General features: G+C 59.2%; 21 protein-coding genes. 16 read left to right on the top strand and 5 right to left on the bottom strand.

The window, feature by feature from the left end:
- Positions 1–259 precede the first annotated feature (259 nt).
- The 12 genes from I2E45_RS03940 (at position 260) to I2E45_RS03885 (ending at position 10,528) form a co-directional block, all read left to right on the top strand.
- Positions 260–1,048, top strand: coding sequence for a cell division protein FtsQ/DivIB (locus I2E45_RS03940; RefSeq protein ID WP_271742121.1), 789 nt, complete (start codon positions 260–262; stop codon positions 1,046–1,048).
- A gap of 199 nt (positions 1,049–1,247) precedes the next feature.
- On the top strand, positions 1,248–2,402 hold the full coding sequence (gene ftsZ, locus I2E45_RS03935) for a cell division protein FtsZ (protein ID WP_195444410.1): 1,155 nt from the start codon (positions 1,248–1,250) through the stop codon (positions 2,400–2,402).
- A gap of 210 nt (positions 2,403–2,612) precedes the next feature.
- Positions 2,613–3,413, top strand: a complete 801-nt coding sequence (locus I2E45_RS03930; protein WP_195444408.1) for a polyphenol oxidase family protein — start codon at positions 2,613–2,615, stop codon at positions 3,411–3,413.
- Positions 3,410–4,246, top strand: coding sequence for a phosphate ABC transporter substrate-binding protein (locus I2E45_RS03925; protein WP_055251678.1), 837 nt, complete (start codon positions 3,410–3,412; stop codon positions 4,244–4,246). Before I2E45_RS03930 ends, I2E45_RS03925 begins: the two co-directional genes overlap by 4 nt.
- Before the next feature lies 1 nt (position 4,247).
- On the top strand, positions 4,248–5,174 hold the full coding sequence (gene pstC, locus I2E45_RS03920) for a phosphate ABC transporter permease subunit PstC (protein ID WP_117820381.1): 927 nt from the start codon (positions 4,248–4,250) through the stop codon (positions 5,172–5,174).
- Positions 5,175–5,177: 3 nt separating this feature from the next.
- Positions 5,178–6,083 (top strand): phosphate ABC transporter permease PstA, encoded by a 906-nt coding sequence (gene pstA / locus I2E45_RS03915; RefSeq protein ID WP_006234250.1) that lies wholly within the window; start codon positions 5,178–5,180, stop codon positions 6,081–6,083.
- Positions 6,084–6,095: 12 nt separating this feature from the next.
- Positions 6,096–6,899: a phosphate ABC transporter ATP-binding protein PstB gene (pstB, locus tag I2E45_RS03910; RefSeq protein WP_089571588.1), complete on the top strand. Its 804-nt coding sequence runs from the start codon at positions 6,096–6,098 to the stop codon at positions 6,897–6,899.
- Between the two features lie 92 nt (positions 6,900–6,991).
- The gene (locus tag I2E45_RS03905; protein WP_195444407.1) at positions 6,992–7,849 is read left to right on the top strand and encodes a phosphate signaling complex PhoU family protein; all 858 of its coding nucleotides are present in this window, start codon (positions 6,992–6,994) and stop codon (positions 7,847–7,849) included.
- Positions 7,850–7,968: 119 nt separating this feature from the next.
- On the top strand, positions 7,969–8,706 hold the full coding sequence (locus I2E45_RS03900) for a YggS family pyridoxal phosphate-dependent enzyme (RefSeq protein ID WP_117746754.1): 738 nt from the start codon (positions 7,969–7,971) through the stop codon (positions 8,704–8,706).
- 60 nt (positions 8,707–8,766) lie between these two features.
- On the top strand, positions 8,767–9,489 hold the full coding sequence (gene sepF / locus I2E45_RS03895) for a cell division protein SepF (protein ID WP_195444405.1): 723 nt from the start codon (positions 8,767–8,769) through the stop codon (positions 9,487–9,489).
- A gap of 15 nt (positions 9,490–9,504) precedes the next feature.
- Positions 9,505–9,792 carry a YggT family protein gene (locus I2E45_RS03890; RefSeq protein ID WP_040358293.1) on the top strand — a complete coding sequence of 96 codons (288 nt, stop codon included), beginning with the start codon at positions 9,505–9,507 and terminating at the stop codon, positions 9,790–9,792.
- A 61-nt stretch (positions 9,793–9,853) separates the two neighbouring features.
- Positions 9,854–10,528 carry a DivIVA domain-containing protein gene (locus I2E45_RS03885; RefSeq protein ID WP_195444403.1) on the top strand — a complete coding sequence of 225 codons (675 nt, stop codon included), beginning with the start codon at positions 9,854–9,856 and terminating at the stop codon, positions 10,526–10,528.
- A 166-nt stretch (positions 10,529–10,694) separates the two neighbouring features.
- Here the strand turns inward: I2E45_RS03885 and I2E45_RS03880 are convergent, their stop codons facing one another.
- From I2E45_RS03880 to I2E45_RS03870, 3 genes are all read right to left on the bottom strand, one after another.
- Positions 10,695–11,225 carry a nitroreductase family protein gene (locus I2E45_RS03880; protein WP_195444401.1) on the bottom strand — a complete coding sequence of 177 codons (531 nt, stop codon included), beginning with the start codon at positions 11,223–11,225 and terminating at the stop codon, positions 10,695–10,697.
- Between the two features lie 280 nt (positions 11,226–11,505).
- On the bottom strand, positions 11,506–12,129 hold the full coding sequence (locus tag I2E45_RS03875) for a DUF47 domain-containing protein (RefSeq protein ID WP_035137980.1): 624 nt from the start codon (positions 12,127–12,129) through the stop codon (positions 11,506–11,508).
- 67 nt (positions 12,130–12,196) lie between these two features.
- On the bottom strand, positions 12,197–13,246 hold the full coding sequence (locus I2E45_RS03870; RefSeq protein WP_006234237.1) for an inorganic phosphate transporter: 1,050 nt from the start codon (positions 13,244–13,246) through the stop codon (positions 12,197–12,199).
- A 249-nt stretch (positions 13,247–13,495) separates the two neighbouring features.
- Between I2E45_RS03870 and I2E45_RS03865 the strand changes: the two genes are divergently transcribed.
- From I2E45_RS03865 to I2E45_RS03850, 4 genes are all read left to right on the top strand, one after another.
- Complete coding sequence (locus tag I2E45_RS03865; RefSeq protein WP_195444399.1) at positions 13,496–13,834, top strand: hypothetical protein; 339 nt, start codon at positions 13,496–13,498, stop codon at positions 13,832–13,834.
- An 83-nt stretch (positions 13,835–13,917) separates the two neighbouring features.
- Positions 13,918–14,613, top strand: coding sequence for a Bax inhibitor-1 family protein (locus tag I2E45_RS03860; protein WP_195444397.1), 696 nt, complete (start codon positions 13,918–13,920; stop codon positions 14,611–14,613).
- A 137-nt stretch (positions 14,614–14,750) separates the two neighbouring features.
- Positions 14,751–15,902 (top strand): TIGR02452 family protein, encoded by a 1,152-nt coding sequence (locus I2E45_RS03855; protein WP_195444395.1) that lies wholly within the window; start codon positions 14,751–14,753, stop codon positions 15,900–15,902.
- Between the two features lie 78 nt (positions 15,903–15,980).
- Positions 15,981–16,640, top strand: a complete 660-nt coding sequence (locus I2E45_RS03850; RefSeq protein WP_195444393.1) for an SGNH/GDSL hydrolase family protein — start codon at positions 15,981–15,983, stop codon at positions 16,638–16,640.
- 333 nt (positions 16,641–16,973) lie between these two features.
- Here the strand turns inward: I2E45_RS03850 and thiD are convergent, their stop codons facing one another.
- The gene (thiD, locus tag I2E45_RS03845) at positions 16,974–17,804 is read right to left on the bottom strand and encodes a bifunctional hydroxymethylpyrimidine kinase/phosphomethylpyrimidine kinase (protein WP_152067745.1); all 831 of its coding nucleotides are present in this window, start codon (positions 17,802–17,804) and stop codon (positions 16,974–16,976) included.
- A gap of 182 nt (positions 17,805–17,986) precedes the next feature.
- The gene (thiC, locus tag I2E45_RS03840; protein ID WP_117820371.1) at positions 17,987–19,321 is read right to left on the bottom strand and encodes a phosphomethylpyrimidine synthase ThiC; all 1,335 of its coding nucleotides are present in this window, start codon (positions 19,319–19,321) and stop codon (positions 17,987–17,989) included.
- Positions 19,322–19,334 lie beyond the last annotated feature (13 nt).

Here is a 19,334-nt window from a genome sequence, read left to right as displayed (position 1 = left end):
GCGTCCCTCGGTGACTTCAAAGCCTGTTATGGGCGCCAAGCCTGCCCGCCCCATGGCAACTCCTAAGCCCTCGACGGGAACTAAAGCGGCGCGTCCAGGTCGCACACTGGGCGCATCGAAACCGCGCTCGCTGACATCGGTGCCGGCTACCGCCAAGAAGCCTTTGAGTAAAAAAGGCGTAAACCCGTTGTCTTCACTTGGGGCGATGGCAAATAAAACATCAGACGCCGCTTCTGTCGTTGCAGGCAAAGGCAAAATCGTGGGCGGAGTTCTGGCCGCCTTGGCCGTGCTCGTCGTCGTTGCCGTCGTGGTGATCAACTCTGGATTGTTTACCGCCACTGATATTCAGATTCAAGGCAGCGAGCATGTGACGAAGCACGATGCTATCCAGCTGATCGATTTGCCCGAGGGAACGTCGCTTTTTAACGTCGATCCCGACCAGATTACCGAGGATCTCAAGCAGAACCCGTGGGTCTCGGGCGTGGATGTCCAGCGTCAGTTCCCGCATACGCTCATCATTACGCCGATGGAGCGCAAGGTCATCGCAATTGCCTATATCAGCTCCGATGACCTTGCCTGGGCCATCGGGGATGATGACACCTGGATCGCCCCGCTGTCGACGTCGGTCGAAGTTGACGACCAGGGCAACGTCATCACGACAGGGCAGGGCTCAAATACCCTGACCGGCATTGATGCCGCACTGGCGCTCGCTAAGCACTATGGCGCGGTGTTGTTGACTGATGTCTCGGCGGATGTCGCTCCGGTTTCCGGCCAGGCGGTGAGCTCCAAGGCCGTTAAGGCTGGCTTGGATTATGTGCGTGGTTTTTCGAACGAGTTCTTGGGACAAGTCAAGGATATTTCCACGCCTTCGGTCGAAGCCATCTCGGCAAATCTCAATAACGGCATTGAGGTGTCGCTGGGCGATTCGAACGATATCGTCAAGAAGGAGCGCGTAGTCACCAAGCTGCTTTCGCAGGTAGAGGGCGTAACGTATATCAATGTGCGCTCTCCGGGTAACTATACATTTAGGAACGCTCCGACCTCGTAGCGCTGGTTGATGCTTTGTTGAGGGGCCATACCACGCCGTTTATCTGGTTTGTTTGGTTTTCACGGTCAATTATTTGACTGATACGTTCATAATGTGCAAACATAATACGGTTTACCTTTGCATTTACTTTCAACCTGAAGGTTAATGTGCGCAGGGGTCGACCCATGCTATGGCTATAACCTTTGTTCGGAGGACCGACATGCACGAGACAGAGATCAACAACTACCTTGCCGTCATTAAGGTGGTCGGCGTCGGCGGCGGCGGTACCAACGCGGTCAATCGAATGATCGAAGAGGGCATCCGCGGCGTCGAGTTTGTTGCCATCAACACCGATGCTCAGGCACTCGCGATCTCTGATGCCGATATCAAGGTGCACATCGGCACCGACCTTACCCGCGGCCTGGGCGCCGGCGCCAACCCCGAGGTTGGCCGCAAGGCTGCCGATGAGTCCCGCGACGACATTGCCGAGGCGCTCGCTGGCGCCGACATGGTGTTCATCACCTGCGGCGAGGGCGGTGGCACCGGTACCGGCGCTGCTCCCATCGTTGCCGATATCGCGATGAACGAGGTCGGTGCGCTGACCGTCGCCGTCGTGACCAAGCCCTTCACCTTCGAGGGCCGCAAGCGCAAGAAGAGCGCCGAGGAGGGCATTAAGACCCTCTCCGATTGCGTCGACACCATGATCGTCATCCCTAACGATAAGCTGCTCGACATCGCCGAGAAGAAGACCACCATGCTCGAGGCCTTCGCGATTGCCGATGGCGTTCTTTCCCAGGGCACCCAGGGCATCACCGACCTCATCACCGTCCCCGGTATCATCAACCTGGACTTCGCCGATGTTAAGACCATCATGAAGCAGGCCGGTACCGCCATGATGGGTATCGGTACCTCTTCTGGGGATACCCGTGCCGTCGACGCTGCCCAGCAGGCCATCTCCAGCCCGCTGCTCGAGAGCTCCATCGATGGTGCCACACGCGTGCTGCTCTCCATCGCCGGTTCCAAGGACCTGGGCATCCAGGAGATCAGCGACGCCGCCGACGTTGTCGCCAACGCCGTCGACCCCGAGGCCAACATCATCTTCGGTACCGTTGTCGACGAGTCCCTGGGCGATCAGGTGCGTATCACCGTCATCGCTACGGGCTTCTCCGACTCCAACGTCAACCGTCAGGACGAGCTCTTTGCCGCTCAGCAGTCTCAGAGCAAGGCCGCTGCCTCCGCTGAGCCGCAGCGCACCGCTCCGACCACCAGCCCGGCTCAGGCCGCTCCGACCCGCAACGTCGGTGGCACCGAGCTTCCTAACTTCGGCAACGATCAGTTCGAGCTTCCCGACTTCCTGAAGCGCGGTAGCTTCTAAGTCGTTCTTTGCATTGTTGTGCACAGGGGCGTGTCCGTATGGACGCGCCCTTTTTATTTCGACTTTGTAAACTAGAACCTCCAATCTCCTTACGTTCCCTTTACGATTGCCTCCAGCGCAGCAGGTATCCTTTTAGAGAAGTATGACAGCCGTATAAACGCGGGCTGTAGCGGCGATGCCGCGGTACTTGTGTTATTAGGAGGCTTTAGTATGGCAGCACGTGCGGACAAAGTTTCGCGTGTCGACCATGATGGAGTTACGTTGGTGGAGGGCGCGACATCCGATGTTCGCTTTGCCTTCACCGAGCGCGCCGGTGGCGTTTCCGAAGATGCGTACTCCTCACTCAACTTGGGCTCGCATGTTGGCGATGACCCCTTTGCTGTTCAAGAAAATCGTCGTCGCGCGCTCGAGGCTATGGGTGCCGCCGAGTGCGAGCACAACCTGCTCATTCCCAATCAGGTCCATGGTGATCATATCGTTGCGGTGACCTCGAACGGCGCCGATGACCTTGAGGACGTTCGCGAGCAGATTGCCGAGGGCTGTGATGCCATCGTCTGCACGGCGCATAACGTGCCCGTGCTGCTCTGCTTTGCCGACTGCGTTCCCGTGGTGCTGGTGGCCCCCGGCGGATTTGCCGTGGTGCACTCCGGTTGGAAGGGCACGATTGCACGTATTTCCGCCAAGGCGTGCCAGGCGCTTTGCGATGCTGCCGGTTGCGATGCGAGCGACGTTTCCGCCTATATCGGCCCCCATATCTTGGGTGACGAATATGAGGTATCCCAGGAACTCATGGATCGCTTTGCCGCCGAGTTCTCTTGCATCGATGCGAATACCTCTCGCATGCTTGATCTTTCCGCTGCCATTCGCGAGGCGCTGGTAGATGTCGGTGTCGACACGGATAATATCGTGGATACCCAGCTTTCGACCGTGCGTCAGAACGACCGCTTTTATTCCTACCGTAACGAGGACGGCACCTGTGGGCGCCATGCTGCGATCGGCGTGATGCTATGAGAAAGATCGTATCGGTCCTGAGCGCCGCTGTGCTTACGCTTACGCTGTGCGCCTGTTCTTCGGGATCTTCTACCTCTTCCATTACCGTGGCCGGCTCCACGACCTGCCTTCCTATCGCCGAGATTGCGGCCGAGGGCTTTAAGGAGGAGACCGGCATCGACGTGCTCGTTTCCGGTTTGGGTTCTTCCGCTGGGATCGAGGCCGTCAGCGCCGGCACGGCCGATATCGCCAGCTCCTCCCGTGGACTCAATGCCGACGAACAGGATCTGGGCCTGACTCCCATCGTCATTGCCCACGACGGTATTGCGGTCATCGTGAACGACGACAACCCCGTCGATAACCTCTCGACCGAGCAGCTCCGCGATATCTACGCCGGCAAGATTACCAATTGGAAAGAGGTCGGTGGCGAGGACCTGAGGATTCAGGTCATCAACCGAGACGAGGCGTCCGGTACGCGCGAGGCCTTCCGTACCATCGTGATGGATGGCACGCCGTTCGATCGCCGCTCGGCTGTTCTTTCGGGTACGGGCCAGGTGCGCGACGTGGTATCTCGTTCGCGTGGGGCCATCGGCTACATTTCGCTGGGCTTCGTCGATAGCCTCAACGCCAAGACCTCGGTCAAGGCCGTCTCGGTCAATCATGTTGAGGCGTCCGAGAAGACGGTCGCGAGTGGCGGCTATCCCATCTCGCGCGACCTTTACTTCTTTGTGAAGGGTGCGCCTTCGCAGCAGGCGCAGGATTACATCGACTACGTGACGTCCGAAAAGATGGACAAGCAGATTCGCGAGGCGGGCTTTATTCCCGTCACCAACGACGAGAAGGGGAGTGAGTAGCATGGAAGCACAGGAAAACTCCCAGACTGAGCAGAATGCTCAGGCACCCAAGAAGCGCGAGCTGGCGCTCGTATCGCGCAGTACCTATATCAAGGAGAAGGCGCTGCAGTGGATCTTCTTTGCCTGCGCGTTTTTGGCGGTCGTTACCGTCATCCTGATTTTTGTCTTTACCACGTACTCGGCGCTGCCCGTCTTTACCGACATCGGTCTGGCGGACTTCTTTAGCTTTACGTGGGCGCCCTCTGAGGGCCACTACGGCATCATGTCGCTGCTTGCCGGCTCAGGTCTGGTGACCGTCGGTGCGCTCGCCATGGGCGTGCCGCTAGGTGTGGGCACGGCCGTGTACCTGGTCGAGATCGCCGGCAAGCGCGTGCGCAAGCTCATCAGCCCTGCCGTCGACCTGCTGGCCGGCATCCCTTCTATCATCTACGGCTTTTTCGGCATGATCATCATCCGCCCGTTTATCGCACAACTGACCGGCGGCCTTGGTTTTGGTGCGCTGACGGCGTGGTTTGTGCTCGCCATCATGATCGTCCCTACCATCACCACGCTCACCATCGATGCCCTCAATTCCATTCCCATGGGCATTCGCGAGGCATCGTATGCCATGGGTGCTACTAAGTGGCAGACCATCTATAAGGTCGTGCTACCTGCCGCTAAGCTGGGTATCGTGGATGCCATCGTGCTGGGTATGGGCCGTGCCATCGGAGAGACCATGGCCGTGCTCATGGTCGTGGGTAACGCCCCGGTTATTCCCGACAGCATTGCGAGCCCTATCTCGACGCTCACGAGCCAGATCGCGCTCGACATGAGCTATTCCTCGGGTCTGCATCGCTCGGCGCTGTTCGGCATGGGCGTGGTCCTGTTTATCATCTCCGCCACGCTGGTGGGCATCGTCCGTCTGATTTCCAAGAAGAAGAGGGGGTAGGCTATGTCCGATTCCGTTGACACGACGGTCGATACGACCTCGTCGCGCGAGCGCATCAAGCGTGCCCTTTCCCACGGCAAGAAGGGCCGCATCAACAAGGACCTGTCCAACAAGATCATGCTTGGCGTGTTTCGTGCCGCTGCCTACATCACCACGCTGGTGCTGGTCGCTATCATCGCCTACGTGGTCATCAACGGCCTGCCACACATCTCGCTCGACTTTATCTTCGGTTGGCCCCAGGGCGTCAACGCCGAGGGCGGAATTTGGCCCACGATCGTCTCGACCGTCTACGTGACGGCGCTCGCCATGCTTATCTGCACGCCGATCGCTGTGCTGGCAGCCGTCTATCTGGCCGAGTACGCCAAGCAGGGCAAGGTCGTCGAGCTCATTCGCTACGCTGCTGACGCTTTGGCCTCGGTGCCCTCCATCGTTATGGGCCTGTTTGGCTACGCCTTGTTTGTCGAGGCCATGGGCCTGGGCCTTTCGATGGTCTCGGCCGCCCTGGCACTCGCGCTCTTGATGCTTCCCATCGTCATGCGTACCACCGAAGAGGCCATTCGCGCCGTTCCGCGCTATATCCGCTGGGGCGCATATGGCCTGGGCGCCACCAAGTGGCAGGTTGTCTCCAAGATCGTGCTTCCTTCTGCCTTTGGCCGTATTGCCACGGGCATCGTTCTCGCCATCGGCCGTGCCATTGGCGAGACCGCGGTGGTGCTCTATACCATGGGGCAGGCCATCAATCTACCTATTTCGCCGCTCGATTCCGGCCGCCCCATGACGGTTCACCTGTATCTGCTTGCCAACGACGGCATCAACATGAACGCAGCCTACGGCACCGCGCTCTTGCTGATGGTGATCATTCTGGCCTTCAACCTGTTTGCGCGCTTCCTGTCGCGCAAGCGTCGCTAGTTAAGGAGTCCCATGTCCGTTTATCAGTCCGCTCCCACGTTGGAGCAAGCGGCCATTACGGCCAAGGATTTCAACTTTTGGTACGGTGACTTTCATGCGCTGACGGGGCTTGACCTCAACATCGCCAAAAACGCCATCACCTCCTTCATTGGCCCTTCGGGCTGCGGCAAGTCGACGTTTTTGCGCTGCATCAACCGCATGAATGACCTGATCGAGGGCACGCGCGTCGAGGGCACCATGACGCTCGACGGCAACGATATCTATGCCGAGGGTGTCGACCCGGTCGATCTCCGTCGTCGCGTGGGCATGATCTTTCAGCAGCCCAACCCGTTTCCTAAATCCATCTACGAGAATGTCGCCTTTGGCCCTCGTCTGCAGGGCGTGACTAGCAAAAGTGACCTCGATGACATCGTGGAAGAATCGCTCAAGCGCGCCAACCTCTGGAAAGAGGTATCCAATCAGCTCAACAAGGATGGTTTGGCGCTCTCGGGCGGTCAGCAGCAGCGTCTGTGCATCGCGCGCGTGCTTGCGGTGCAACCCGATGTCCTTCTGATGGACGAGCCCTGCTCCGCCATCGACCCCACGTCCGTCTCTAAGGTCGAGGATCTGATGGCCGAGCTGGCGCCCGAGATGACGATCATCATCGTCACGCATTCAATGCAGCAGGCAGCTCGCATTAGCGACTACACCGCATTCTTCTTGCAGGAAGTTGCCGGCGAGCCCGCTACGCTCATCGAGTATGGTCAAACCGACGCGATCTTCACCAGCCCGGTGGACTCGCGGACGGAAGACTATATCACCGGCCGCTTTGGCTGATCGGTGCGACTAGTCCCAAGCCGATCGGATCTGGTCCGGTGCGTATTCACTGTGCGGGCGGCATGACCGCACCCAACTGATTGGAGTGAACCATGCGCAAACTGTTTTCCCGTCAGCTCATCGAGGCCCGTCACGAGATGCTGAGCATCTACGAGGCCGTCGATCTGGCCCTCCACGATGCCATGAAGGCCTATGTGACCGACGACCGCAAGCTCGCCACCAAGACCAAGAAGCGCACGCTTTCGATTGACGCACGCTGCGCCAACCTGGAGGCCGTCTGCTACAACCTGATTGCCACGCAGTCACCGGTCGCCTCCGACTTCCGCTTGCTGCAGACGATCATCTACGTCGACTTTAACCTGCAGCGCATGACCGATAAGGTTCGCCAGATTTGCCGCGCCACGCGTCATATGATCAAGGCCGACATCTCGCTGCCCAAGGAGCTTGTCGGCACGGTCGAGGCCGAGGCTGAGGCCGTCTACCAGGTGCTGGGCTCTTCGCTTTCTGCGCTCGTCACCAACGACATGTCCATCATCTGCAACTTGGCCGTCGAGGACGAGCCAGTGCACGCCGCCTACGAGAAGTTCTTCCGCACCTTTAACCGCATGGACACGGGCGATTTTATGGACGACGACAGCAACTATGACGACCTGCGCCGCGCCATCATGGTATCGCGCTATCTCGATCGCATCGCCTCGATTTCCATCGATGCCGCCTGCCGTCTGACCTTCCTGTTGACCGGACAGCGTATGACTGCCGGTGATATCGCCTGCACTGATGAGGATGAGCTCGAGAGCATGCGCGTGCCTTCGGGCGAGGGTGTTATCATGAGGCCCGCCGTCGATGCACGCTACGTTGCCAAGGTGCCCGTTAACGAGGTCAGCGAGGGTCTTCGCTACCTGCTCGATCATCTTGAGGATGAGGACGATGGCGAGGACGACGAGGAGTAAGTAACCCCGTTCGTCGAAAGATTGTAAATACCTAAGTGAGCGCGGCCTTGCACATGCGGGGCCGCGCTCTTGCGTTAGCATGGGACTACTTGTTTGGCTGTCAGCGGAGGCGATTGGCAATGGATAACTATTTGGACTTGATGCGCGCTCGCCGCGAGCAGATTCTGGAACGTTTTTATGCGGCGCTCGATCGCGCGGGCCGTCCCCACGACGCCGCGAGCCTCATTGCCGTGTCCAAGACCGTTGGTGTCGATGAGACCGTTGCCGCCATCCAGGCGGGGTATCGCCATTTTGCCGAGAACCGCCCGCAGGAGCTGGTTCGCAAGCTCACGGGTCTGGCGGAGCATCCGGAGCTGCCCGAGGTGCGCTTCGATATGATCGGCAACCTGCAGACCAATAAGATCAATGCGGTGCTGGGCTCAGCCGAGCTGATTCACTCGGTGGGTTCGCTGCATCTGGCGCAGGCGATCTCGAGTCGTGCTGTTCGCAAGATTGAGGCAGGCGAGCTCGTCGGCCCCCAGCGTGTGCTCATTGAGGTCAATGTGAGTGGTGAGGAGTCGAAGGGAGGCTTTTCACCCGATGAGATTCGCGCCGCCGCGGGTGAGCTTGCAGAACTTGAGGGAATTTGCGTACAGGGGCTTATGACTATGGCGCCCCGGGGGAATAAGGATGTGGCACGCCGCACCTTTGCGGGGCTTCGTGAGCTGAGGGATGAGCTGGAGGCGGCGCATCCCGATTTGAACCTGCCTGAGCTTTCCTGCGGTATGAGCGAGGACTTTGAGTCTGCCCTTGAGGAGGGCTCTACGCTCGTTCGCCTGGGCAGGGTAGTATTTAGCCCGGAGTTTGCAGTAAAATAAGGCTCTGAAGTGCGCACTGATTATCGGGGCGCCTGCACTAAACCGCGAGAGGACACAACCATGGGCTTCCTTGACGAGATTAAAAATAAGATGCACCTGGGCGGCCAGCAGGGTTACGACCAGGGTTATGGCCAGGACGACGACTACGGCTACGATGACGGCTACGACGATGGCTATCAGAACAACGGCTACAGTGGTGCTTCGGGCGAGGGCTTCTACACCCAAGACGAGCCGAGCAACGGCCTGCTTGGCCAGACGCGCCGCGGTGAAGCTGAGTCGGTTGCCGTGTATACGCGCTCCGGTCAGCTGGTCGGCGATGACTCCCGCCATGCCACGACGTATAACCCGCCTTCGCGCTCGCAGGACAGTGTTGCGAGCGGTTATCGTCCTGGTGCCTATGACACGCCGTCGAGCTACGCCGAGAATACCCGCGCCCGTGCCGCCGCTGCACCCGCGCCTGCACCGAGCGATGCCTCGGCCTATGCGAGCAATATCATCAACGCCACGCCGCAGCTGCCGGCCTATGTCCTGCGCCCCGAGAGCTATGACGACGTGGAGACCGTGGTGCGCCGCGTTCGCACCAAGCAGCCTGTCGCACTGATTTTTGTGGGCGTACGCACCGAAGTTGCCAAGCGCGTCTTGGACTTCTCTTGCGGCTTTGCCTGCGGTCTGGGTGCCACGGTCAAGGAGGTGGGCGACCGCGTGTTCATGGTGCTGCCCGCCGGTTGCGAGGTCAAAGATTCCGATCTCAAGAAGCTTCGTGCCGACGGCTACCTTAAGTAAAGACAAGACGAGGAGATTCCCATCAACATCTACACTATCGTCCAGCTGGTCAACACGCTGTTCAACTTCTATTCCACGCTCATTGTCGTCTACTGCTTTATGACGTGGATTCCCATGAAGCAGGGTGGTTTGCTTCAGGATATTGCCGCGGTGCTTGATAGCGTGTGCGGTCCGTGGCTCAACCTGTTCCGTCGTTTCATCCCGCCGATGGGCGGTATCGATTTTTCGCCGGTCGTTGCGATTATTGCGTTGCAGTTGGTGCAGAGGCTGGTTCTGCAGCTTCTTATAGGTATACTCGTGTAGAACTGACTTAGTAACTTACGTCGGGCGTGTAGCGCCGAGGCGATGAAAAAGGAGACTTGTTATGGCTATTACCCCTGCAGACATCCAGGCTCAGACTTTCTCTGAGGCCAAGCGTGGCTACGATCCTGCTGAGGTCGACGTCTTCTTGGAGACGCTGTCCTCCGAGGTTGACGCTATGCTCGCTAAGATCGTCGACCTTAAGGGTCGTCTGACTGCTACCGAGCAGCAGCTTGCCGATGCGCAGGCTCAGCTTGCCCAAGCTCAGGATGCCACCGCCCAGGCCGTTCCTGCCGCCCCCGTGGCTGCTCCCGCCCCTGACTTCTCCGCTCAGGAGCGCCAGATTTCCGCTGCCCTGATCGCTGCCCAGCAGACCGCTGAGACTATCGTCAACGATGCTAACGAGAACGCTGAGCGTATCCGCAACGAGGCTGACGCCAAGGCCCGCGAGGTTATCCGCCAGGCTCTGACCGAGAAGCAGGCCGAGCTCGAGGAGATCGATCGTCTCAAGGCTTCCCGTGAGGAGTTCAAGGCAGAGTATCTCAAGCTCATCCAGCACTTCATGGACGATGCCCAGAATTCCTTCCCGGCCGATCTGATGGCCTCCACGCCGGTCGGTTCTGCCGCTTCTCCTGCAGTGACTGTTCCCGCCGAGCCGCTGCCCGTCGCTGACCCGGTTGTCCCCGTGGCCGATCCCTTCGCCCCGATCGACAACTTTGCTGCCAACGACCTGGACTAACATTCGGCCTACAATTTAGTGCCTAGAAAGGACCCGCAGCTTGCGGGTCCTTTTTTATGACTGTGCCGGAGTGCGTAACATAAAAAACCGAGCCCTGCACATAATGGCGCAGAACTCGGCGAACGGGTGAGCGGTCAAGGGTAGGTTTTAAGGCATGTCCCAAAACCTACTTGAGGAGGAAGTCGGAGAGGGGAATGGTACGGGCCTCGCGATGCTCGGGATCGGCGATGTGGTCGGCAGGATAGCCACAGACGAGCATGTGATAGGGATAAACGCCTTTGGGCAGATTGAACTGCTCCTGTGCCACCTCAGGCTTAAAATGGCATACCCAGCACGTTCCCAGCCCCTGCTCGGTGGCCTCCATCATCATCTGATCGCACACGATGGACGTATCGATTTCATTGGAATTCATCTGGTCATACGGGCGCACCCAAGCGTCATCGGTAACGCTGCAAATAAGGAAGACAAGCGGAGCGCCAAAGATAGACTCATCACGAGCAAACCGAGGCTGACAAGCAGCTGCCTTCTCCAGAAGCTCAGGCGTATCCAACACCATCACACGGGTTGGATGGTTATTACAAGCAGAAGGAGCAATACGCCCAGCCTCAACAATGGCATCCACCACAGCCTGCTCCACAGAACGATTCTCAAACTCGCGACAAGAATACCGAGACCGAGCCAGATCCAAATACCCCATAACCAAACCCTCCAAAGTCAGCAAATCAATCCAAAGTAAACCAAAGGGTACCCAAAGCCCCATCCACCCAAACGTTTAAGGCGGTCCCAAAGTTTCCAATCGGGCCCCAAGGTCCTGTCAACAAAGGCCCCATCGCTTTCAAAGTATCAGCCAAAGTTCCCAATGGTGGTACGTAAGGCGAAGGGCCGGCCACGGTTTACTTTCGAACGACTCTGCAAAGCAGCCGGAGTGAGAAAGCAAACCGTGGCCGGCCCTTCGCCGCCGGGACACGTACCCCCAATTAACTGTTCTTCATGACAATCGAATCCACAACATCGGCCACATTCTCGCAGCAGTCGGCGCAGTACTCCAGGAAGGCGTACACGTCACGCCAGGCGATGACCTCGAGCGGGTCCTTGCCGTTAACGTGCAGGTTGCGCATGGCGTTGATGTAGAGCTCGTCGGCCTCGGACTCGATGGTGTTGATCTGGATGACGAGCTCGCGCAGCGTTTTGGACTTGCGGTAGTTGGGAAGCTCGACCATCAGGTCTTTCATGGCGCGGCAGGCGTCAGTCACCTTGTGAGCGATGACGATGGCATCGGGGTGAATGCTCTGGATGTTGGTGAAGTAGACGCGCTGCACGACGCCCTCGATACGGTCAAGCACAGTGTCGAGCGAGCAGCTCATCAGGTCCAGATCCTCGCGCTCAAGCGGGGTGATAAAGGCAGTGAGCAAGGCATCCTCGAGCTCATGGTGCTTCTTGTCGGCCGCATGCTCAATCGCATGCATCTCCTCGAGCATGTCGTGGATCTGCGCGGGATCAAAGTTCTCAAAAATCTTGATGAGCAACTCTGCGGCCTGGACAGCAAGGTCGGCGCAGGCGACGTAGTTGTCAAAGTAGAACGAATCAGGTTTCTTTGCCATGGGTGGGTCCTTTCGAGGCGAAGACGGGTGGGCGAAGTGTTGCGGTCCAGATGGACGTTCGGTTTGACTAGAGGAACATCATGAACAGCTTGGCCATGACAAAGCTGATGAGTCCGCAGGCGGGGAAGGTGAAGAACCAGGTGAACATCATGTCCTTGACGACGCCGAAGTTGATGGCCGAGAGGCGCTTGACGGCACCGACGCCCATGATGGCGCAGGTCTTGATGTGCGTGGAGGACACAGGGATGCCGGTAAGGGTGGCAAGCAGCAGGTTCGCGGCGCCCGCCAGGTCGGCGGAGAAGCCCTGGTACTTTTCGAGCTTGACCATGCTCTGGCCGACGGACTTGATGATGCGCTCGCCGCCCACGCTGGTGCCGATGCCCATAGTGGCCGAGCACAGCAGCATAATCCAGATGGGGATGCCTGCATCGCCGACGCTCGTCTGGCCGCTGGCAAAGGCCACGCCTAAAAAGAGCACGCCGATGAACTTCTGTCCATCCTGCGCGCCGTGCATAAAGCTCATGGCCGCAGCGCTCGCGATCTGAGCGTATTTAAAGAAGACATTGGCACGTCGCCTGTTGGCGGCGGCGAAAAGAATCGAGACGAGCTTGCACAGGACCCAGCCCATGACAAAGCCCAGGCCGATGGAGAGTGCCAGGCCGTAGATGACCTTCATCCACTCGTGGACGTTGACGCTGCTCGCGCCGCCGAGGGCGATAGCGGCACCGGTCAGGCCGGCGATAAGGCTGTGGCTTTGCGAGGTGGGGATGCCAAAACGCGACGCTGTGGCGCCGTAGACGACGATGGAGAACAGGGCCGCGCACAGGCAGGCGAGCGCCATGGTGCTGTTTCCGCCAAAGTCGACGATATGCGAGATGGTATTGGCGACGCTCGCATTAAAGTGCGTCATGATGAGCACACCGAGGAAGTTGAATGCGGCGCTCATGAGAATGGCGGCGCGGGCGGGCATGCAACGCGTAGTGACGCAGGTCGCGATGGCGTTGGGCGCGTCGGTCCATCCATTGACGAAGATGGCGCCGAGCGCGAGGATCACGGTGACGGCAAGGACTGGGTTCGACACAATTTGGCCGAGGAAAGTTGAGAACGTTACGTCCATATATGGGCTTTCTCGAAGTTTGCAGACACGTTACAAAAACATGATAAATCGTATCACCTCCTGCGGGTTTCTTTGCCGAGTTCTGATGGGAGAAGTAATTTTTTGGCACTAAAATTGAATATTAGCCCTGTTGACCGTGGGTGTTCTTTTTGCTATCACGCCATGCGGACACGCGCGTTCGCTCCGACATTCCAAAACCACAGTCTGTTCGCTTTACAATATGCAAACATGCGTTCGATAATGGGAAGTATGGAATATCGACAGACAGATGGCAAAACTCGGCGCGTGCACAAGCAGTATGTGGACGTCGTGGCTCGCATCCTCGCGGGCGGACAAGTCGTGCCGGTTACCGTCTGCTGGGTCGACGGTCGCTGCTTTACGATTGACGAGATCGTCTCGTCCACTGGTTTTGGCCTGACGGTCCACGGCGTTCGTACGGCAACCTATAAGGTGCGTTTTGGCGGGCACGCGACCGAGTTGTATCTGGAGGACCAGGCGTACGGACGGCCGGACGGCTCGCAGGCCCACGTGATGCGTTGGTGGGTCTGGGCGTTTGATCGTACGCTTGAGGGCGAGCGCCGTAGGTAAGGACGCACGGCGTTCGGGTACAATGGCAGGAATCTTGTCATCTGCTGCGCCGTCTTTCACGGCGCTTTGTGAAAGGACGAAGTATGAACGATATCCAGGGCTATCAGAACGGCCCCATCGAGACCGGTGCAAGCCGTGCCAAGGAGATGTCGCCGCGCGCGTACAACCTTGTCATGTCTGCCCTGATCTTCTTGGGCTTTTGCGCCATGGGCGCCGGCGCCTACTTTACGAGCACCATGTCGTTTGCGCGCATGATGATGAGCGGCGCAGCCTTGCCGCTGGTCTTTGGCTCGTTTATTTTGACCATCGTCGGCATGGTCATGATGTCGGCCGCCGCCAGCAAGCAGTCCGTGGGCCTGTCCCTTGTGGGCTACGTAATCTTTGCGAGTACCTTTGGCCTGACCGCGTCGTTTGGCCTTGCCAACTACGACCTGCCCACCATCAACACTGCCTTTATCGCCACGGCCGCCATCACCTTTGTCTTTGGCGCGCTGGGCGTGACCTTCCCCAAGTTTTTCCAGCGCGTATATGGCATCGGTTTTGGCATTCTGCTCGCCACTATTCTGGTTGAGATCGTGCTGATGTTCATGGGCGTCTCGCAGTCCATCACCGACCTGATCGTGATCGTGGTGTTCGCCGGCTTTATTGGCTACGACACCTATGTTGCCACGACGGTGCCGCCTACGCTGCCCAACGCCGTGCTCATGGCGTCCAATCTGTTCGTTGACATTATCAACGTGTTCCTGCGCATCCTGAACATCCTTGGCCGTCGCGACTAGTGGCGAATTGCGGCGGTGCTTGCCGTGCGGGCAAATCGATGCGAAAGGCGGTCCTTCGGGGCCGTCTTTTTTGTACGCGGCGGGGTATCATGGATGGGAAAAGCCGATAGCGGCAGCGACAGGAAAGGTGGCCACGTATGGCAGACGTCGACAACAGGAACCGTAACCGCAGGTCCAACCGAGCGGGTCAGCCCAATCCCAAGCGCGAGGCCCGTGCCAAGGCCGCCGAGCGTCACGTGTCAACTGTGTCCGAAGCGTGCGCCAAGGATATCGAGCGTTCGCTTGCCGGTGTTCGCGAGTTTGACGGTATGCCTGCCGGCTTTGTCGCGGCGATGAAGGCCAAGGTCCAGAGTGCTGTGGCCACCGAAGAACAGGTTGCCGAGGACGTCGAGGGCGCGGAGGCTGCCGAGACCGAGGCGGCACCCGAGAGCGAGGCAGCGCCCGAGACCGAGGCAGCTCCTGAGCCCGTCGAGGAGCCTGCCGAGGAAATCGCCGAAGCTGAGTCCGCGCCTGCTGAGGAGCCTGCTGCGTCCCTGCCTGAGGTCACCGTGCTCGATGCCTCCGCCACGCAGGCCATCTTGGACAACGGTCGTGGCTATGCGCAGTTCTGCGACATGGCCGTGCTCGCCTTTGCCTCGTTCACCAACCCGGGCGGTGGCTATATTCAGGGTTATCTGGGCCAGGAGGCCACACTGTGCGCCGATTCGTATCTGTACAACGTTCTCGATAAGCAGCGCAAATGGTACGGCGAGAACCGTCGCCGCAACATCAACTGCGAGCTTTACCGAAACCGTGCGCTGGTGGTGCCTGCGGTGCGCTTCGACCGCAACCACGTGCATGCATACGCCGACGTGATCGTGGCCGCCGCGCCCAACGTTAAGCGCGCCCGCCAGGAGTATCGCGTGAGCGACGATGCTCTGCTGGATGCCCTGCGCGACCGCATCCGCTTTGTGCTTGCCATCTGCGACGAGCTAGGTCGCGAGAAGCTCGTGCTGGGCGCTTGGGGCTGCGACAACAACGGCTTTGACGCAGAGACCGTGGCCGAGCTCTTCCGCAAGGAGCTCGCGTCGGGCGACTTTAAGGTCAAGCAAGTCTTCTTTGCCGTGCCTTCTACGCGCTGGGATGAGGATTTTGCCAAGTTCGAGCACGTGCTGGCAAACTTCCCCGAGCGCAACGAGGAGTCCTATGCCCAGGTTGCCGCTCGCGCTGCGGCAGCTCGCGCCGCCGAGCAGGCCCAGGCTGCTACCGAGGATGATGAGGACGAGGACGATTGGCGCAAGTACCTGTAATCGGTACGTGCTGACAGATAGGTCGAGCCGACGGGAGAGGCTGCTTCCGTCGGCTTTTTACCGAGCGAGGGGCTTACGATGAAAAACGTTCTATGCTTTGGCGACAGCAACACCTATGGTTACGATCCGGCGGGCATGCGCGACGGCACCGCGGTGCGCTATGCGCAGGACGTGCGCTGGTGCGGCGTGGCCCAACGTGACTTAGGCGAGGGCTGGCATGTAATTGAAGAAGGCCTCAACGGCCGCACGACGGTACGCGACGACATGTGCCATCTGGACACCAATCTTAACGGCATTCGCGCGCTTCCGATGCTGCTCGAGGCCCATAAGCCGCTGGATGCGATCGTTATTATGCTGGGAACTAACGATTGCAAGACGGTCTTTGGTGTGACGGCCTCCGATATTGCCCGTGGCACCATGGCGCTGATTCGCGCGGTGCGTGCATTTCCCTGGACCAATGCCGCACCCTGCCCGCGTATTCTGCTGATGGCACCTATCAAGATCAAGCCGCAAATCGCCGATGTATATATGACCGATTTTGATGAGCGTTCCGTCGAGGCCTCGGAGCATTTTGCTGAATACTATGCGCACGTAGCCGAGCAGTTTGGCTGCGACTTTTTGAATGCAGCGGAGTTTGCCGAGCCGGGCGATATCGACTATCTGCATATGATGCCCGAAAGCCATGAGAGCCTGGGTCACGCCGTGGCAGTCAAACTCCAAGAGATGCTCGGTGAGTAGCGCGACCCCAAGCCACCACAGAAGTTCCCCTTGCGGCGGCTTGTTTCGTTGCTTTGTCTCGATCTGTAACAGTTGTAAGGCCGAAAACGGGCTAGATGTTACAGATTGAGATTATTTAGGTCGATATCGGTCGTTTGTCTCGATCTGTAACATCTAGGGTCGATTTCGCCGAGTTACTGTTACAGACCGAGATTATCTTCTCAGCGGAATTTGAATGTCTCAATCTGTAACAGGTGGGCCGAAAAATGGACTTTAACTGTTACGGATCGAGATGTTTGTGGGAACCACCGCAAAGGTGCCTGTCCCCTTTGCGGTGGTTTTGGGCTGTGAATCTTAATACTGCCACATGTGATTGACGGGGCCGGAACCTTTGCCCATGTTCAGGCCGGCGGCCAGAGCGCCTGTCAGGTATGCCTTGCCCGCATTGACGGCGTCGGCAAGATCCATGCCCTGGGCCAGCGCGCAGGCGATGGCGGACGAGAGCGTGCAGCCGGTGCCGTGCGTGTTGTCGGTCTCGATGCGCTTGTGGCGGAACCACGTGGTGAGTGGATCTCCCAGATGGTTGCCCTCGTCATCGAGTGGCGCGGGTTCGGCCAGTACATCGTTGGCCTCGTTGACAAGATGCCCACCCTTAACGAGGGATGCGCAACCAAAGCGGCGGGTGAGGAGCATGGCAGCATTTTGCTGCGTGCGCTCGGAGTCGACCTCGTAGTCGAGCAGGGCCATGGCCTCGGGAATATTGGGCGTGATAACCGTCGCTAGCGGGAACAGGCGGCGGGTGAGCGCCTCGGCGGCATCTTCGGCAATCAGCCGTGCGCCCGAGGTGGCTACCATGACGGGGTCGACTACCACGTTTGTCGCGTTCCAAGCGCTCAGGCGGTCGGCGATAACATCGATAATCTCGGCAGAGGAAACCATGCCAATCTTAACGGCGTTGGGGCGGATATCGTCAAAAACGGCATCGATCTGCGCCGCGACAATATCCGGGGAGATGTTCTGCACGGCGGTGACGCCCAGGGTGTTCTGTGCGGTGATGGCGGTGATGGCCGTCTCGGCATACAGGCGGTGTGCCGTGATGGTCTTGATGTCGGCCTGAATGCCGGCGCCACCGCTGGAATCGGATCCTGCGATGGATAGAACGGCAGGTACCTTACTGCGATCCATGTTCGCTCCCTTGTTCGGTCGGAATCAAATGGGTCTATAGGCCAGCATTATAAAGATGCCCGGGCCGACTCTATGTCGAACCCGGGCGGGCGATGCAATCTTTACGCAAATGCAAGAAAATGTTCACACGTCAACAATTGACAGGCACCAGCTCGCCGCCAGAAGCGGCCGCGGCGACAGGGTTAGTCCTCCATGCCGAGGTCGATCGTGGTGCCCTCGAAGATCTTGTTGACGGTGCGGACGGCGCACATCTTGCCACACATGGTGCAAGTGCCCTCGGTGGCGGCGGGGGACTCCTCGTAGCGCTTCTTGCCCGTAACCGGGTCGAGCGCGCACTTCCACATGGCGTCCCAGTCGAGCTTGCGGCGTGCCTGGCCCATCTTGTCGTCCATGTCGCGGGCGTGGGGCACCTTTTTGGCGATGTCGGCGGCGTGTGCGGCAATCTTGGTGGCCATGAGGCCGTCGAGCACGTCCTGGGCGTTGGGCAGGCACAAGTGCTCGGCCGGCGTCACGTAGCACAGGAAGTCGGCGCCGGAGCTGGCGGAGATAGCGCCGCCGATGGCAGCGGTGATGTGGTCGTAGCCCACGCCGATATCGGTCACCAGCGGCCCGAGCACATAGAACGGGGCGTTGTGGCACAGGCGCTTCTGCAGTTTCATGTTGGCGGCGATCTCGTCGAGCGCCATGTGGCCCGGACCCTCGACCATAACCTGGACGCCGGCGGCCCATGCGCGCTTGCACAGCTTGCCCAGCTCGATCATCTCGGCGGTCTCGGTGGCGTCGTTGGAGTCGTAGAGGCAGCCCGGGCGACAGGAGTCGCCGAGCGAAATCGTCACGTCGTACTCGTGGCAGATTTCGAGCAGCTCGTCGTAGAACTCATAGAACGGGTTCTCGTTACCGGTGACCTCCATCCAGCCAAACAGCAGCGAGCCGCCGCGGCTCACGATGTTCATGAGGCGGCCGGTCTCCTTAAAGGTCTTTGTGACCGACTTGTTGATGCCGCAGTGGATGGTCATAAAGTCCACGCCGTCCTCGGCGTGCGCGCGCACGACCTCGAACAGGTCGTCCTTGGTAAGCTTGACCAGCGGCTTTTCCATGTAGCCGATGGCGTCGTACATGGGGACGGTACCTACCATGAGCGGCGTCTCGTCGATGAGCTGCTGGCGGAACTGGCGCGTCTTGCCCGAGTTGGAGAGGTCCATGATGGCGTCGGCGCCAAAGTCCTCGGCGATCTTGACCTTCTTCCATTCCTCGGCGGCATCGGCCTTGTCGCCCGAGATGCCCAAGTTCACGTTGACCTTGGTGGACAGGCCCTCACCGACGCCAAAGGCGCGCATGCCTTTTTTGATGTGCACGATGTTGGCAGGAATGGCGATGCGGCCGTCGGCCACGCGCTCGCGGATGTACTCGGGGTCGCGATGCTCGCGCTCGGCGACCTCCTTCATCTGCGGTGTGATCTGCCCGGCGCGGGCGAAGTCGATTTGCGTGACGAGCTTGGGCTCGGTCTGTGTGCTCATTGGCACGGCTCCC

The organism is Collinsella aerofaciens, assembly GCF_015555045.1.
GTDB lineage: Bacteria > Actinomycetota > Coriobacteriia > Coriobacteriales > Coriobacteriaceae > Collinsella > Collinsella aerofaciens_W.
Note: the sequence above shows the minus strand (reverse complement) of the source record. Positions and strands in the feature narration are given on the sequence as shown.